Origin of the sequence: Companilactobacillus futsaii JCM 17355 (assembly GCF_001435505.1) — a bacterium.
Lineage (GTDB): Bacteria > Bacillota > Bacilli > Lactobacillales > Lactobacillaceae > Companilactobacillus > Companilactobacillus futsaii.
The window spans coordinates 14,038-30,614 of the sequence record NZ_AZDO01000008.1 but is presented as its reverse complement, the minus strand read 5'-3'; the positions used below and the strand labels follow the sequence as shown (position 1 = coordinate 30,614).

Genomic DNA, 16,577 nt, shown 5'->3' with positions numbered 1-16,577 from the left:
GGTGTTTTTTTATTTATTTTTTCTTAAGGTGGCTAACTTGATTATAAAATTCGCCTCAAAAATAATAAATAAAAAAATATAAAATATATTTGATTTGATTTTATATTTATTCATAATAAACACCTCGTATTCAAGACGTTTTGTCATTATCCAATCAAAGTGTAACAGGTTTGTGAATTTTAGTCTTATTTTTAATATAAAATAATCATTATATTATGATATAAAATATATAAAAAATAAGATAAGTATTTTATCACTTATCTTATGTATTTAAATAATTATTTATTGTTATTTTTGTTTATCCAATTTGTTGAAACGTCCATAGCACTACGAGTGACATTAGTTTGATCAAGACAATTAACCATAACAAAATCGTGAATCATACCTTGGAAACGTAGGTGTGTTACCGGTACTCCAGCTTGACGTAATTTTTTGGCATACATTTCACCTTCATCGCGTAAAACGTCAGCTTCACCATTTAAAATCATTGCCTTAGGTAAATCCCTTAATTCTTCCAGACTGGCTCGCAATGGGGAAGCTGTGATTTGAGCACGATCTTTTTCATTAGTTGTGTAGTTGTCCCAAAACCATTTCATGCCAGTTTTAGTTAAGAAGTAATTTTCAGCAAATTGATTGTATGACTCTGTTTCGAAATTGGCATCAGTAACAGGATAATAAAGTAGTTGTTGATTAATCTTGATACCGTGACGTTGTTTAGTTAGAAGCGTCATAACGGTCGCCATGTTACCACCTACAGAATCTCCAGCAACGGTTAATTTAGTTAGGTCGAATTTTTTGATGGCAGCTAGATCAACTAGCTTTTGCAAGACAGCATAGTTTTGTTCGATAGCTGTGGGATATTTGGCCTCTGGAGCTAAAGAATATTCCGGAAAAACAACTATACTGTTGGTTCTAATGGCTAATTCACGAACAAGTTTGTCATGAGTATGAGCATTTCCAAAAACCCAACCAGCACCGTGAATGTAAAAAATAACGGGTAGAATTTCTTTATTTCCAGCAGGACGAATGAAACGGACATTGATGTTACCCCATTTGCCAGTATTAAAAGGAATATCGTCAATATCAACGTCAAATTTAGTGACGGGTGAATCTTGGACTTGATTAAAGATTGCTCGTCCTTTTGTCGGATCAATCTCATAAATACGGGGATGTGATTCATTGGCAATGCTAAATTCTAATGCTTCTTTCTCTAAAGAAATACGATCTGTCATAATAAAATTCCTCTTTCGTAATTTAATTGTGCACAATCGTTTAGAAGACTGTTTAAATATATAGTTTTCAATTATTTTTGTCAACAATTAAATTGCATCAAATCAAATCATTTACAATTTCTTTACAAAGGAATAGAATATGGACTATAAATTAATAATAAGGAGGCCTGATTATGCCTGATATCAACGTAAGTCGGCCAATTCCTCTAAATGATCACTTGTGTTTTTCTTTGTATGCAACTTCGCGTGCAATTCAAAAGTTGTATCATGATGGATTGAGTGAAAATGGATTAACTTATCCTCAATATTTAGTCTTAGTTGCTCTGTATGAATATAAAGAATTAACAGTTAAAAAATTAGGAGCATTGTTGTCTTTGGATTCCGGAACTTTGACGCCACTTTTGAAACGTTTGGAAAAAGAAAACTTAGTAATTCGTGAACGCAGTAAGTCTGATGAACGAGTAGTTAATGTTCATTTGACGGATGATGGAGTTAAAAAGCGCGAATCTGTCAATGATCTTCCTAAGATTATGATAGAGAAGAGTGGTTTCACTGATGAAGAGTGGAATACTTTGGAAACTTTGTCTAAAAAAATGTTCAAAAATATTACCGAATAAAAAATAACGTCACTCCATGATGATGTTCATTTCTTAAGTTAGGTTAGAGTAGAATGTCATCGTAAGTGAAGCTTTATGGATGCTGGAATGTACTGAGCATCTACAAAGCTGCCACTACCGACTAGATAACGTCATTTATGGTTTATTTCAAATAATTCAGAGTCAAAAATAGCATCAATTCAGATATAGTCGTTTGCATTAACTATTATCTGAATTGATGCTTATTTGTTTGATCCCGAAAAAATTTGATTGCAGGAGTAACGTTATTTTTATTTCAATTTTTTAACTTTGTCAAAAAGGGAACTGCCATTAGGTGTTTTATTGTCGCCAGTTCTTCCGATATCGTAATCAGAATCTTTCATGGCTTCAACTTTACCCATTAAGTAACCATTACCAACTTGTGAAAAGAAGTCATGGTTGCTGGTTCCAGTTGAGATACCGTTCATAACGATAGGATTGACATCTTCAGCGTTGCCATCAGGAAAGAGTGGCTCTTGACCAAGATTCATCAAGGCTTTGTTAGCGTTATAACGCAAAAAAACCATTACTTCATCGACCCAGCCAACTTCTTTATAGAGGTCACGGGTATATTTTTCTTCATTATCATAAAGCGTATAAAGTAAGTCGTACATCCAATCTTTCATTTCGGCTTTTTTATCGTCGCTCAATTCGTTGAAACCAAGTTGGAATTTATAACCGATATAAGTTCCGTGGACTGATTCATCACGAATAATTAACTTGATTATTTCAGCGACGTTGGCTAGCTTGTTATTTCCAAGATAGTACAAGGGTGTGTAGAAACCTGAATAGAATAAGAAGCTCTCTAGGAAAACACTAGCAACTTTCTTTTGAAGTGGATCACCGTTTTGATAAATGTCATTGATGAATTTAGCCTTTTTTTGTAGGTATTCGTTATGATCCGTCCAATCAAAGATCTCTTCAATTTCTTCGGCACTGTTCAAAGTACTGAAAATAGAAGAATAACTCTTAGCGTGAACGGATTCCATGAATTCGATGTTGTTGAAGACAGCTGTTTCAGCTTGGGTTCTAACATCTTTTAACATGGCTTGGATACCATCTTGAGATTGTAAGGTATCTAGTAATGTTAAGCCACCAAAAACATGACCAACAACGGTTTGTTCAGCAGGACTTAGTGTACGCCAATCATCCAAATCGTTAGAAAGAGGAATTCTCGTATCGAGCCAAAATTGTGAAGTTAATTTTTCCCAAGTTTCCTTATCAATCTGGTCTTCAAGTTTGTTCCAGTTCATTGACTTGTAATATGTATCAACCATTAAAAATATCCTCCTAGATTGAGCAGCTTTCACATTCGTTACTGCCGATTTCGTCATTGTTTTCAGTGAAAGTTCTGACGTAATAAAGCGATTTGATGCCCTTGTAGTAAGCATAGTTACGCAAAATACTTAGGTCACGAGTTGTTTGTTTAGTGTCGTTAGCATCTTTCCAGTCGTAAAGGCCAGCAGGAATTTCAGAACGCATGAATAAGGTCAAACTCATTCCTTGATCGATATGTTCTTGAGCTGAAGCGTAAGTATCAATAACTTTACGCATATCAGTGTCATAAGCTGACTTGTAGTATTTGATCGTGTCGTTACTCAAGAAAGGAGCTGGGAAGTACAACTTACCATTTTTCTTTTCTTGACGTTCTTCAACTAGACGAGTTACTGGTTGCAAGCTGGCACTAGTGTTGTTGATATAAGAAATAGAACCAGTTGGAGCAACAGCCATACGATAAGCGTTGTAAAGACCATCTTTGGCAACTTTGTCCTTCAAATCTTTCCAATCAGCTGTTGATGGAATAAAGATGTCTTTGAAGAGGGCCTTAACTGTATCTAATTTTGGAGCGTAGCTGTTAGCTAAATACTTGTCGAAATATGAACCGTCAGCGTATTTAGATTTTTCAAAATTAGCAAAGGTTTCGTGACGTTCTTTAGCAATGTTATTACTTTCAACCAAGGTCCAGTAGTTAAGCAACATAAAATAAATATTGATAAATTCAATAGCTTCTGGTGAACCGTATTCGAGATGATGGCAAGCTAAGAAAGTATGCAAGCCCATAGCACCTAAACCGATAGCGTGGCTGAGTTTGTTTCCATTTTCAACTGGAGGTACAGCAGTGATATTTGAAGCATCACTGACAAAAGTAAGAGCCCGTGTCATTGAACGAATTGATTTACCAAAGTCAGGACTTTCCATCATATTCAAAATATTAGTTGAACCGAGATTACAGCTAACATCAGTACCTAACTTCAAGTAGTCTTGAGCATCATTTAATTCAGAAGGTACTTGAACTTGTTGAATTTCAGTACAGAGATTACTCATGATAACTTTACCGTCGATTGGATTAGCGCGATTGACAGTGTCGATATTCAAAACATAAGGATAACCAGATTCCTGTTGAAGTTTACTAATTTCATCTTCTAACTCACGAGCAGGAATCTTATATTTCTTGATTCGATCATCGTTGACTAAATTGTCATATTCTTTAGTGATATCAACGTATGAGAAAGGTACACCGTAGACTTTTTCAACTGAATAAGGGCTAAATAAATACATATCGGCGTTATTACGGACTAATTCGTAATATTTATCAGGGACGATCACACCAAGAGATAAAGTTTTAACACGGACTTTTTCGTCGGCATTTTCTTTTTTGGCAGATAAGAAGTCGATAATATCAGGGTGGAAGACGTTCAAATAAACGGCTCCGGCACCTTGTCTTTGTCCCAATTGATTGCTGTAACTAAAACTATCTTCGAGTAATTTCATGACTGGCAAGACACCAGATGATGAATTTTCGACACCTTTGATTGGTGAACCAGATTCACGCAAGTTAGATAGAGTGATTCCAACACCACCACCGATACGTGATAGTTGTAGGGCACTGTTGACTGTCCGACCGATACTGTTCATGTCGTCAGTTACTTGCAATAGGAAGCAAGAAACATATTCACCACGACGTTTTCTACCGGCATTCAAAAATGAAGGCGTAGCAGGTTGATAACGTTGAGCAATCATTTCTGTAGCCAAAGCTCTAGCTAAATCTTGGTCGCCATTAGCATACAAAAGAGCATTAAAAAGAATCCTCATTTCGTAATTTTCCAAATAGAGGTCGCCATCATTTGTTTTGAGAGCATACTGGTTGTAAAACTTATAAGCCGCCATAAATGATTGGAATTGGAAATGTTGGTCTAACAAGTCGTGGTAAAGGTCTTCAATAAATGATAAAGGATACTTATCAATGACCGGCTTTTCGATGTAGTCATTATCAATTAGAAAATCAATGTGGTCTTTGAAAGTATCAAATTTTTTCGTATTAGGTTGAACATTTTCTTTAAAGAAGGCTTGAACAGCTTCTTTATCCTTGTTCAAAGGAATCTTGTCATCAACGGGGATGTTGATTTCGTTATTCAATTTGAAATAACTGAGTTTGGTTGCATCGAGGTTATTTAATCCCAATTTCATTCACTACTTTCTTAAAATTTTCGACATCTTTAGTCGTTCCATTGAATTCAAATTGAAAAATAACTGGAACGTTTAAGGCAGCGGCGATGTCTTTAGCTGTATGGTTATAAAGAGTATTAAAGTTACGATTTCCTCCACCAGCTACGCCGACGCAATTTTTGGCATTATCTTCATATTGAAGAAAATCAATCACCGGATCCATCATGTCGTCGTCATAAGAAGGCACGATGAGAATAAATGACCGCCCCATTTGATAAAACGGATCGGCATCGGTTATTTCATATCCATCTATTCCCAACTTCTCGACGAAACGCTTAGTCTGGCCAGTGATAGAGTAATAAGCTAAGTTCATTTTATCCAACTAGTTCCTTCAAGCTGTCTGGACGGAAACCGACGATTGGGTCCATTGCTTCATTCATAACGACAGGAACACTTTGGAAACCTTGTTTTTTAAGAGTATCAAGATATTGTGGGTCTTGATTGATATTTCTTTCTTCAAAGGGTACATTATGTTCTTTTAGATATCTTTTAGTCATGCGACATTGCATGCAATTGTTTTTGCTATAGACGATTATGTTGTTCATAGTATTACTTCCTCTCATATTCTCATTTAGTATAATCATAAAAAAATATAAACACAATATATTGTGCTCGTTGTAACGAATGCATACACGATATAGCGTGGTTATACCGTCATTACAAAAAACGCGCAAACCAGTATGCACACACAATTTGTATCGTTTTACATCTCTATTTCAATTATTTTTTCGATTCGTGGTAAAATTAGCGTAATGACTATTATAAAGTTATGAAGTGTTTAAGACAATTAATTTTAGTTGGGAGAAAACTATGAATTCTTGGAATTTTGTAGGAATTATAGCGTGGATCATTGTAATTGCGCTCTTAATTTTTGTTGTATTCAATATTAGAAATCGTCATTTAAATATTTTAGTTGTTAAAAAAGGTAAAATTACTTGGAAAACAATTTTGACGGATTTTTTAGAAATTGTAGTAATAATTTTAATGGTCAGTGGACTTTTGTATACTAGTCTATTTACAAGAGTTGATTTAACTGACAAAGAGGCTGTGTCAGTGTCGTATAAGTACGATCCGATGATTGTTCAGACGACTGATGATGGCCAAGGATATTATGTAAAAATCGATAAAAAGCAATCTAACTCCAGTACTGATGTGTATCAATATTGGTTGAACAATACGACTTATACAGTATCTAGTCGTGATTCAACTATTTCAGATGCTACCTTGCCATTTACAGTTTCTGGTATCCACTTAGATTGGCCAATGAAAAAGATTAAAAAACTAGATTCTAAGTATCAATATGCTTATGTAATCACTGTGCAAGCTAAATATAAAAATAATTTCATCAATGGTTTAGGTTTGAAAGCTAACCGTTACGCAATGGAATATCGTGTTTTGAGAGTTCCTGCTAGATCATTTATTGAAGTTGAAAAATAATTAAGAAATCCCACTAGGATATATTTGTTCTAGTGGGATTTTTATTCGATTTTGATATAAACGATTATTTATGGTAAAAATTGCCACACCTCATGCTAGACTAGTTTTTATCTTAGGCAAAGGGGATTCTTATGAAGAGGTGGGGCTTAGCAGCAATACTTGTAGTATTTCTTGTTGGGGGATGTTCTCAAGTGAAACACCATCCTCAAAAGAAGGTTAATACTACTAAAAAGAGTGTTGTGAAGACTTTAAATTTTACCAAAGGAATTCCTGATCAACTTCAAAATACGTATTATCAGTATTCGACTAGTGATTCTTCAAATGAAAGTGATCAATTGTCGGAGTTAATGATCAAGTCGAATGAGATATTACTCAATGACTTAACTAGTGGTCAAGAAATTGACTATTTATCTGATGTTTCATATCGTCGTTTGAAAAAGAATACTTATGTACTATACAATGGAAATCTGTTTCAGAAGATTCATTTATTGGATAATCACGATTTAGAATTATTTGATGATAGTAATGATTATCAAACGGCTCTAAAAATTTTAGATAAACAATTGTATCATTCGGGTTCTTTGCCAGATGATTTGCGCGCGTCTCCAAAAGATTTAGATGGTAAATATTACGTTAATAGTTTGGACTTTCGTAACTATATTAGTTTTAACACTGGAATTCGAAATTCTTATGAGGCAATAGTTCAAAGTAATGGGTTATTGCAGTTTTCACGATATTTTCATCCAGAAATTTTGATTAAGAATGGTAAATATGCGTTAAAAACATTGGATCTTAGTGACGCTTCAGCTGAACATTACGTTACTTTTTCTAGAGTATCGGCCACTTGTTTGAAGGATGATACGACGAATCAATTGTATTATTTGGAAAAGAATCCTAAACAACAAGCTTTAAAAAAGATGGGGATTGAAGAGCCAATTACAAAATATTACCAAAAATCAAATAGCAAGATAGAATCTAAGACGTATGATTTTGCAGACGACCAAGATGACGATTATTATGATACTTATGATGATTTTAATTTAAACGAAGGCGACTAAAAAAGCAGCATTCCCAAAATGGAAACACTGCCTAGATATTAATTACTTAGCTTGTTTGATTTTCTTGATACTGACAACGATTTTGTTGTTTAATTCCATCTTGTTGGAGTTGTCTTTAGGATCATTTTTAACAATTTCCATCAAAGCTGAATGTTCATAGATCTTTTCAACTTTACCTTGGAATGGATAATCCATATCTTCATCAACGGAGCAATCGTAAACATTACCAACTTTTAGGTCTTCAATTTTCATATGTAAAGTCTCCTCGGATTAATTAATTAACAGATTAGTATAATAATATAGTAGAAGAAATATTTCAAATTATAGGAGTCCAAAATGGATAAAAAGATTATTGTTATAACGGGTGCCAGCGGAACCGGCAAGACTACCATTAGTAAATATCTGCAAGATACATATCGTATACCAAGTGTTATCACTCACACTACTAGATTACCACGTGCAGGCGAAAAAAGTGGGGTTGACTACTATTTTGAGACGAAAGAAAGCTTTTTAAATAATCATTACCTCGAAAAAGTCGAATATAGTGGCAATTGGTATGGTTCTTCAGAGGAAAGTCTCAATAAAACTTGGGAAAAATATGACGCTGCTAGTATTGTTGTCGATACTAAGGGAGCTATTTCGTACAAAGAGAAGTATGGCAAAGATGCAGTGGTGATTTTCTTAGAAGTCGATTTGGAAACTGTGACAAAGCGTCTGGAGAGTCGTGGGGATGAAAAACACCGACTCAAGGCTCGTATTAACAGTGATGAATTCCAACGAGATCTGCAAATTCCTAGTGAATTATCAGGCAAATGCTATAAGATTATTAACAAAAACATCGAAAAAACCAAAGAAAACGTCAATAAAATACTAAAAAACGAAAAAATTCATAAAAATTAATTTCACAAGAAAGCGCTAATCATTGATATATCAGTGATTAGCACTTTTTATTTTGTGAAGAATAAAGTGTAACATTCTTATTCAATTGTTGTAACAATTCTGCAATATTCATAGAGTATTATAGTCATCGTTGAGTGATAAGAAATTAATAATTAATAAAAACTTAAAAATTAAAAAAGTAAACCATTACGGGGGATTTCAATTTTGAATACAAACGTTAAAAAAAGTCTAGTTTCATTTACAGCAGCTGCAGCATTGGCAGTTACAGGTTTAGGTCTATCAAACGCTACTACAACTAAAGCCGCAACACAAATTGTTAAAGACAACGTTCCTTCAGTTGTAACAACAAAGAACATGTCAATGCTTTATACATCACCATCATCAGCAGCTAAGAGTGCCGGTCGTGCTTTGGCTTCAAACAGCTCATGGCGCGTTGGTGAAGCTGCTAGAGATGACGAAGGCAACATGTGGTACCTTGTAGCAACAAACGAATGGGTTAAGGGTAGTGATGTAACTGCACAAACAGCTACTACACAAGCTGCATCAAATTCAGATACAACTTCAGCTTCAACTACTGATAGTGTTATCAGTACTGCAAAACAATACTTAGGCACACCTTATGTATGGGGTGGTAAGACACCTGCAGGATTTGACTGCTCAGGTTTCACATCATATGTATATCAACAAGCAACTGGTAAGAGTATCGGTGGTTACACAGTAGCTCAAGAATCTGCTGGTACACAAGAAGCTGTTTCTCAAGCTTCAGCTGGAGATCTATTGTTCTGGGGTAGCAAAGGTTCAACTTACCACGTAGCTATTTACTTAGGTAACAACCAATACATCGCTGCACCACAACCAGGCGAATCAGTTAAGATTTCAACAATCTCAGGTTACTTCATGCCTTCATTCGCTGTTAAGGTTCTATAATATAAATTCAAAATTTAAATCATTCGCATTGGATCATCCGTTTGGGTGATCCTTTTTTGATGGATAAATTCCGTGGGTAATCCGTGAAGTTAGGCAAATGCTCAACATCTAAACGTATCTCTCCACTTAAACGGGCTACGAGATACAGATGTCTGTGCTTTGCTACACTCTGAAAATCACCCACAAACCCAAAATCCGTGGGCAATTCCCAGAGCTGGGCGATGCTCAACATCTAAGCGTATCTCTTTGCCCTCTCTTTCAAGAATTCTTCACATTTTATTACAAATTTATTCGTATTTGTAAGTTATTATTTAACCATAGTCAAAAAGCAAAGAGGTGACCGGATGGATAGATAACCCCCAATAGAGATAATCCTTTTAAAAAGATAATTATTGAAAACAATGAATAGAAGATAAACCCTTAAAACATATATTTAAAAAATTTAATCCCCTAAAAATAAACTTCAGATATCTCCCCCTAATAGATATGAAGTCAATTATAGAGTTATTCCCCGTAACTCTTAAAAAACAAAAAAGCCAATTATGGCTTTTTTTTTATGAATTATGTGGTTTATCTTTGGTAAGCAATAGAGCTACTATTCCACCAATAGCCAATAGAGAAGCAATTACTATTCCTGCTTGGTGCATACCTTGATTAAAGGCACTATAAACTATCGATTTTATTTGATGAAAAATTGGTAATTGTTGGAAATTTTTAGCTCTAGGGTCTGTAAAGATCTGTTGTCCAGCAAAGGCCCCAGCTTTATGGAGAATCGCTGTTAATTTTTCATTAAGTGTAGAAGGTAGTTTAGTTAAGAGTGCCATACTACTGTTTACTTTACTTGTGTAACCATTAGTAATACTTATTCCTAAGATAACAATTCCAAAAGAAATACCTACTTGACGAAAGACATTAATTATTCCGGATGCCATACCAATTTGTTTAGTTTTAACAGAACCCATAGCAGCATTTGAAATAGGAGGGTTTAAGGTGGCATTACTGATTCCTAAAAGGATAAAGCCTGGATAAAGAGCTGTCCATTCGAATGGAACTTTTAGCATTGAGTTGATCAATAAAATTCCAGTCATACCAATGAATAATGCAATGCTAATTAACCAACGATTGCCGACTTTATCTGAAAGCATACCGGTAATTGGTCCTAGAATCAATGTAAAAATACTGATAACTAATAGCTTTAGTCCTGTTTCAAAAGCAGAGTAACCCATGTAATTTTGCATTAGAATTGAAAGATATGTAAATACACCGTATATTCCGGCACCTAAAGTAAATGCAGCAATATTAGCACCGATAAAAGTGGATGATTTAAATAAACTTAACTCAATTAATGGATTTTTGACTTTTGATTCTGTGATTATAAATAATATTAAAGCAAGTAGGGCGATGTCAAACCAAACCAATATATTCCAATTTGTCCAAGCATAATTATAGTGTGATTCTTTTTGCATGAGACCAAGAATGATACTAAATATTAATAAGGCACTTGTTATTAAGCCAATCCAATCTAAGCTTGTTGTATCCGTATGTTTGTTATCTTTAATAAAAATTAGTCCCATTACAATAGCAATCAAACCAATAGGGACATTGACCCAAAATATAGAACGCCAACCGAGACTATTGACCAAAATACCACCGACTAAAGGTCCAATAGAAACAGCTAGACCAACGGCACTACTCCAAATACCTAAAGCCAGTCCCCGTTGTTTATTTGGAAAAGCGGCAGTAACAATTGAAAGAGATAATGACATCATAGCTGCTCCACCGGTACCTTGAAGTCCTCGAGCTATATTAAGCCAAAGGTCGTTGATTGCCAGTCCATCGGCGATTGAACCAATGATAAAGATGAATAAACCGCCTAAGAAAACTTTTTTGCGTCCAATTCGATCTCCTAGTTTAGAAACTGGTAATAACATTACAGCATAAATCAAGGTATAAGCATTCAAAACCCACTGTAAAGCCGAAAATGTTACGGAAAAACTCTTTTGAATATCTGGTAACGCAACACTCACTATGGTGATATCCAACATAGCCATAAAGACAGCTAAACTCACTGTTCCTAAGGTCCACCATTTAGTTTTTGATAGTTGCATTTTAATCGCTCCTTTAGTAAAGAAATATAATCAGGTATACCTGATTAAATCTCATTATAAGGGGGACCTTACTAAAATACAAGTAATATCATCAGGTGGACCTGAATTTTATTCAACGTGCGCGTATAATATAAAATGGAGGTGTTAATTCAATGACAGATTTGGTTAACCAAGGCAAAACAGCAGGTAAGATTATTGAATTTGAGATGTTACAAAATATTGCCGAAGATGATAATAAACATGAAAGTGATTATAAAATGCTATTTCAAGGTCAAGGGAAAATACTTTTAGCCTTAATTGATAGTGATAATTTGTCGCAGAAAGAATTAGTTGAACGAATTGACATGACTCCACAATCAACAGCAGAATTTGTTCGTAAACTTGAAAAAAGAGGTTTAGTGACACGTAAAAAATCATCATCTGATAAGCGTGTTACCGTTGTTAGTTTAACTGATAAAGGACGTTTAGAAATTCAAAAAAGAACTCGTTCGATTCCTGAATATTTAAGGGTATTGGATGATGAAGAATTGGAACAATTTAATAAAATTTTGGATAAAATAAATAATCAAATGTATCTCGATATCAAAGAAGCCGATCCATCATTGCAAAATAGATACCATCAATTTATGTTAAATCATGTTCTAAATAAAGTTCATCCAGATTGAGTAGAATTAAAAGAAATTTTTTAGTCTAATTGATAGAATGTAACTGAATTAAATAATAAGGAGATTATTATGGAAAAGTTGATTGAGGCAGCTTTAGAGATGATCGAACCAAAGATGACTGTTAGCTTTGGGGGCGGACGAACAGTTGGGCGTTTGATTAAAGCGGTTAAGGATAGTCAATTAGACATTAAACTCGCTAGTCCTTCAGAAGCTACTAGAGCGCTTTGCAAGGAATTGGAATTGCCAGTAACTTCATTGGAAGAAGTGTCTACTTTTGATTTAGCTTTTGATGGTTGCGATAGTTTGGATCATAATTTAAATGCTTTAAAGAGTAATGGTGGGATTCACGTTTTAGAAAAGGTCTACGCTAATTTATCGAAACGTTATGTTATTTTGGCTCCAGAAGCTCGTTTTACTAAAGTTTTAAATCCAGATATTCAATTAACTTTGGAAGTTTTAGATTTGGCCATGCCACAAGTTATTGCAACTGTTGAAAAACTCGGTGGTACGGCAAAAATTCGTCAATCAAGCGATATTGCTGGGATGGTTCGCACAAAGAACGGTAACGGTCTACTAGATTGTCATTTTGATGATTGGTCTTATATTGATGAAATTGATACTGAATTAGGATCAATGGTCGGTGTGATGGGAACTTCTTATTTTAAAGATATTGTGACAGATGCACTATTAGCAACTGATGATGGTGTGAAGCACGTGAAAAGAGAAATATAAAAATAAACCGAAAAAACTCTTATTTGAGTTTTCTCGGTTTATTTGTTGTGTTCTTGATGCCAATTTTTTATGTAATCGAGTCGTTGCTTAAAAAGTTTTTCGCGCCCTTGTTCAGTCGGAGCATAATATTGGTGCCCCAGAACTTCATCAGGAACAGTTTGCATCGTAGTTAATTTATCTTGATAATCATGGGCCAATTTGTAGTCCTTACCGTAACCAAGGTTTTTCATTAATTTAGTCGGAGCGTTTCTAATTTGTAGAGGGACAGGAAGATTGCCATACTTTTTAACATCCTTTTGAGCTTTGAGAAGAGCTTTGTAAGCGGCATTTGATTTCGGAGCAACTGACAAATAGATTACGCACTCAATCAAATGGACGTTGCACTCAGGCATTCCTAGGAACTGGCAAGCTTGAAAAGTATTAATAGCAACATTTAAGGCATTAGTATCAGCTAGACCAATATCTTCAGAAGCAAATCTAACTAAACGTCTAGCGATGTATAGTGGATCTTCGCCACCCTCTAACATTCTAGTAGTCCAATAAATGGCCGAGTCAGTGTCACTGTTACGCATGGATTTGTGCAAGGCTGAAATGATGTTATAGTGTTCTTCACCATTTTTGTCATAGCGTAGTGATTTTGTATTGAGTAGTTGACGAATATCATCGATATTGACGGTAACCTTATCATCTTTAGTTTGAGAATTAATAACAGCCATTTCTAAAGTATTCAAGGCCACTCTGGCATCACCATTAGCGTAAGCAGCAATTAACTGTAACGTATCATCTTGAATATCGATTTCTTTTTTGAAAGCTTTAGGATTATTCAACGTGTTATTCAGTAATTCGACTAAATCATCTTGTGTTAATGATTTTAAAACGAAAACCTTACAGCGTGAGAGTAAAGCCGAATTGATTTCAAACGAAGGATTTTCAGTTGTAGCGCCGATCAAAGTGATGCTGCCTTTTTCCACGAAAGGTAAAAAAGCATCCTGTTGAGCTTTGTTGAAACGGTGAATTTCATCAATGAAGACGATAGTTTTTTGTCCCATTTCATGATTGAGTTCAGCCTCTTTCATGACTTTTTTGATGTCATTGATTCCACTGGTGACCGCACTGAAGGTGATGAAATTAGCTTTAGTCTTTTTAGCAATTATTTCAGCTAGAGTAGTTTTTCCAACTCCAGGGGGTCCCCAAAAAATAAGTGAGGGGATTTTGTCTTGATCGATAATTTCTCGTAAGATTTTTTTGTCGCCAATCAAATGCTTTTGACCAACAAACTCCTCTAACGTTGTCGGTCTGACCCGATTGGCTAGGGGAGTATTGTTGTTATCGTTATTTTGATTGGCAAAGAGAGATTCTTGTTGCATATTTGCCTTCTTTACTTAATTGCTTGAATAATTTTCTTTTCATTGTATCCCAATAAAATTAAAAACATGATGACGTATAAAATTAAGGGGATTAAAGCGTAATTTAAATTGATAGCGGAAATTGTGGCAGTGGTTTGAGCTTTATTTGAAACATACCCAGAAATCTGTAATGATTCAGCAGTGATCAAACCACCCAGTCCTAACCCTAGATTAACACCAAAGTCGTCAGTTGAAGCTAAAACACCCTCTGCTTGGATTCCCATAGCAGTTCCGTAACGAATCGTATCGGCAATCATGATTGAAACCAGTCCGATGATAAAACCTCCACCGATACAATTAATGAAGATACCTGTGAAGAGAACTGGTAAATTAGTCGTATAAGCTGCAAAGGTGATAATCAGTTGACCGACAAATGCGGTAATAATACCTAGTAACATCGTGTTTTTCTTACCTAGTTTGGCTGAAACAAAGTAAATTGCTACAACACCAATTAGAGCGGTGAAAGTAAAACTGTTAGCGATAGAAACTAAATTTTCATCATGGATAACGTATTTAAAGTAATAAATTGTCGTTTGATTTTTAATTGAAGTCGTCAACCAATACAAGAAGATAACAATAGAAATAACGATCCAAGGTTTATTTTGCTTGAGCATCTTCCAAACTTCTGAAATTGGTTGGTGACTGATTTCTTTGTTAGTATAACGTTCTCGAACATGAAAGAATGTATTCAAAATCAAGACTAACGAGATGAAACCAAAGAGAATGATAGTGCCTAAGAAACCTTTCTGTTGGTTTCCCTGGCCAAATAAGTTGACTAGAGGAATCGTAAAGACAGCCACGATAATTTGAACAGAACTACCGCAAAACTGTCTAATAACGCCTAAGAGAGTCGTTTCTTGTTCATTGTTAGTCATTGTTGGCAAGATTGAAGTAATTGGCAAGTTAACGGCTGTGTAGAAGAATCCTAAGCCTAGGTAAGTAACGTATGCCCAAATAAGTTTCCCAGAGTGTGGAAGGAAATTAGGCGTAACAAAGGTCAAAACAGCGAATACTACATAAGGAAATGAGTACCACAAAAAGAAGGGACGACTTTTGCCCCATTTAGAGTGGGTGTTGTCGATCATGACACCAATAATTAAACTTTCAAAGACGTCAGCGGTTCTAGCCACTACAAATAGGATGGCCACTTCATTAGCAGTCAATCCAAAAACGTCAGTATAAAAGAATAGTAGATAAGTAGTCATCATTTGAAAGACAAGGTTATCCGCTGCATCACTTAAACCATAACTGATTCGTTCAGTTAATGAGGTTTTCCATTTATCCAAAAGTAACCTACTTAGTTAGACGACGATATAGTTCACGGCCGACGATATCGTTGGTCCACATCCAAGCAATGTGACCGAGAGCTTCTGATATGTGTTCTTCAGTTGGTTGATCTTTAGGACTAGGAACAGTCTTCATCATTGGCATAATTCCGATGTGGAAGGCTACCCAAATGGCCAAACCAAAAATAGCACCAGAACCTTTTCTAATGAATGGTTTGTATTCTGATAAAACTTCATAGATGATAGCAAATGAAGTAGAGAAGCCAAAGTGCATCAAAAAACTAGCCCAAGGCATCTTTTGTTCTGAATAAGTGTAAGTGCCACGAGTGATCTTCTTAGGAATGCCGAATTGTTCCATTAAAGTTTGAGGAGGGTTTACGGCATCACGTTTAGGAGTACGAGGTGGCAAGACGTTTTCCCATCCTAGTTTGACAAAGCCAGAAACGATACCAGCAGCTGTCCCCGCAACAATGGCTGCCTTCAAATCGACTTTTTGAGCTTTCGTTAATTTCATAAAAATCCCTCACTTTATTATTATTTTAATTTAAGTATAAAACAGCTTAAATGCTAATTCAGGTAATTAGTCTTGAGATAACATCATAATTTCTTCATAAATTATTATAAATTAATTCTTGGTTTGGCAATTATTACTTCATAAATCCTCGCTATTATATAAGCATAGTC

The 16,577-nt window shown here is 35.1% G+C and carries 17 protein-coding genes; 7 read left to right on the top strand and 10 right to left on the bottom strand.

Annotation, left to right across the window (positions count from 1 at the left end; genetic code table 11):
- Positions 1 to 278: 278 nt before the first annotated feature.
- Positions 279 to 1,232 carry an alpha/beta hydrolase gene (locus FC88_RS01015; protein ID WP_057811956.1) on the bottom strand — a complete coding sequence of 318 codons (954 nt, stop codon included), beginning with the start codon at positions 1,230 to 1,232 and terminating at the stop codon, positions 279 to 281.
- 173 nt (positions 1,233 to 1,405) lie between these two features.
- Between FC88_RS01015 and FC88_RS01010 the strand changes: the two genes are divergently transcribed.
- On the top strand, positions 1,406 to 1,849 hold the full coding sequence (locus FC88_RS01010) for a MarR family winged helix-turn-helix transcriptional regulator (protein ID WP_057811955.1): 444 nt from the start codon (positions 1,406 to 1,408) through the stop codon (positions 1,847 to 1,849).
- A gap of 269 nt (positions 1,850 to 2,118) precedes the next feature.
- Here FC88_RS01010 and nrdF read toward each other — a convergent pair whose 3' ends face one another.
- From nrdF to nrdH, 4 genes are read right to left on the bottom strand one after another with little or no spacing between them, the layout of a single operon-like run.
- A complete protein-coding gene (gene nrdF / locus FC88_RS01005) occupies positions 2,119 to 3,144 on the bottom strand; it encodes a class 1b ribonucleoside-diphosphate reductase subunit beta (RefSeq protein WP_057811954.1) in 1,026 nt (341 codons plus the stop codon).
- A gap of 13 nt (positions 3,145 to 3,157) precedes the next feature.
- Positions 3,158 to 5,329 carry a class 1b ribonucleoside-diphosphate reductase subunit alpha gene (gene nrdE, locus FC88_RS01000; RefSeq protein WP_057811958.1) on the bottom strand — a complete coding sequence of 724 codons (2,172 nt, stop codon included), beginning with the start codon at positions 5,327 to 5,329 and terminating at the stop codon, positions 3,158 to 3,160.
- The gene (nrdI, locus tag FC88_RS00995; protein ID WP_057811957.1) at positions 5,316 to 5,687 is read right to left on the bottom strand and encodes a class Ib ribonucleoside-diphosphate reductase assembly flavoprotein NrdI; all 372 of its coding nucleotides are present in this window, start codon (positions 5,685 to 5,687) and stop codon (positions 5,316 to 5,318) included. Before nrdI ends, nrdE begins: the two co-directional genes overlap by 14 nt.
- 1 nt (position 5,688) lies before the next feature.
- On the bottom strand, positions 5,689 to 5,919 hold the full coding sequence (gene nrdH, locus FC88_RS00990) for a glutaredoxin-like protein NrdH (RefSeq protein WP_057811953.1): 231 nt from the start codon (positions 5,917 to 5,919) through the stop codon (positions 5,689 to 5,691).
- Positions 5,920 to 6,184: 265 nt separating this feature from the next.
- Between nrdH and FC88_RS00985 the strand changes: the two genes are divergently transcribed.
- Complete coding sequence (locus FC88_RS00985) at positions 6,185 to 6,811, top strand: LVIS_2131 family protein (RefSeq protein ID WP_057811952.1); 627 nt, start codon at positions 6,185 to 6,187, stop codon at positions 6,809 to 6,811.
- 131 nt (positions 6,812 to 6,942) lie between these two features.
- Positions 6,943 to 7,869 (top strand): hypothetical protein, encoded by a 927-nt coding sequence (locus FC88_RS00980; protein ID WP_149029773.1) that lies wholly within the window; start codon positions 6,943 to 6,945, stop codon positions 7,867 to 7,869.
- A gap of 42 nt (positions 7,870 to 7,911) precedes the next feature.
- On the opposite strand, the gene FC88_RS00975 is transcribed toward FC88_RS00980, so the two are convergent.
- Entirely contained in the window at positions 7,912 to 8,121 is a 210-nt protein-coding gene (locus FC88_RS00975) for a hypothetical protein (RefSeq protein WP_057811950.1), read from the bottom strand.
- An 84-nt stretch (positions 8,122 to 8,205) separates the two neighbouring features.
- Between FC88_RS00975 and FC88_RS00970 the strand changes: the two genes are divergently transcribed.
- Positions 8,206 to 8,769: a guanylate kinase gene (locus FC88_RS00970; protein ID WP_057811949.1), complete on the top strand. Its 564-nt coding sequence runs from the start codon at positions 8,206 to 8,208 to the stop codon at positions 8,767 to 8,769.
- 204 nt (positions 8,770 to 8,973) lie between these two features.
- Positions 8,974 to 9,696, top strand: a complete 723-nt coding sequence (locus FC88_RS00965; protein ID WP_057811948.1) for a C40 family peptidase — start codon at positions 8,974 to 8,976, stop codon at positions 9,694 to 9,696.
- A 554-nt stretch (positions 9,697 to 10,250) separates the two neighbouring features.
- On the opposite strand, the gene FC88_RS00955 is transcribed toward FC88_RS00965, so the two are convergent.
- On the bottom strand, positions 10,251 to 11,804 hold the full coding sequence (locus FC88_RS00955) for an MFS transporter (protein ID WP_057811946.1): 1,554 nt from the start codon (positions 11,802 to 11,804) through the stop codon (positions 10,251 to 10,253).
- Positions 11,805 to 11,956: 152 nt separating this feature from the next.
- Between FC88_RS00955 and FC88_RS00950 the strand changes: the two genes are divergently transcribed.
- Positions 11,957 to 12,469, top strand: coding sequence for a MarR family winged helix-turn-helix transcriptional regulator (locus FC88_RS00950; RefSeq protein WP_057811945.1), 513 nt, complete (start codon positions 11,957 to 11,959; stop codon positions 12,467 to 12,469).
- Positions 12,470 to 12,538: 69 nt separating this feature from the next.
- The gene (gene rpiA / locus FC88_RS00945) at positions 12,539 to 13,201 is read left to right on the top strand and encodes a ribose 5-phosphate isomerase A (protein ID WP_057811944.1); all 663 of its coding nucleotides are present in this window, start codon (positions 12,539 to 12,541) and stop codon (positions 13,199 to 13,201) included.
- Positions 13,202 to 13,239: 38 nt separating this feature from the next.
- On the opposite strand, the gene FC88_RS00940 is transcribed toward rpiA, so the two are convergent.
- Genes FC88_RS00940 through FC88_RS00930 form a run of 3 tightly spaced genes read right to left on the bottom strand, consistent with a single transcriptional unit; the run spans position 13,240 to position 16,407 of the window.
- Positions 13,240 to 14,568, bottom strand: coding sequence for a replication-associated recombination protein A (locus FC88_RS00940; RefSeq protein WP_057811943.1), 1,329 nt, complete (start codon positions 14,566 to 14,568; stop codon positions 13,240 to 13,242).
- An 11-nt stretch (positions 14,569 to 14,579) separates the two neighbouring features.
- A complete protein-coding gene (locus FC88_RS00935) occupies positions 14,580 to 15,893 on the bottom strand; it encodes a glycoside-pentoside-hexuronide (GPH):cation symporter (RefSeq protein WP_057811942.1) in 1,314 nt (437 codons plus the stop codon).
- A 7-nt stretch (positions 15,894 to 15,900) separates the two neighbouring features.
- Positions 15,901 to 16,407 carry a YagU family protein gene (locus tag FC88_RS00930; protein WP_057811941.1) on the bottom strand — a complete coding sequence of 169 codons (507 nt, stop codon included), beginning with the start codon at positions 16,405 to 16,407 and terminating at the stop codon, positions 15,901 to 15,903.
- Positions 16,408 to 16,577 lie beyond the last annotated feature (170 nt).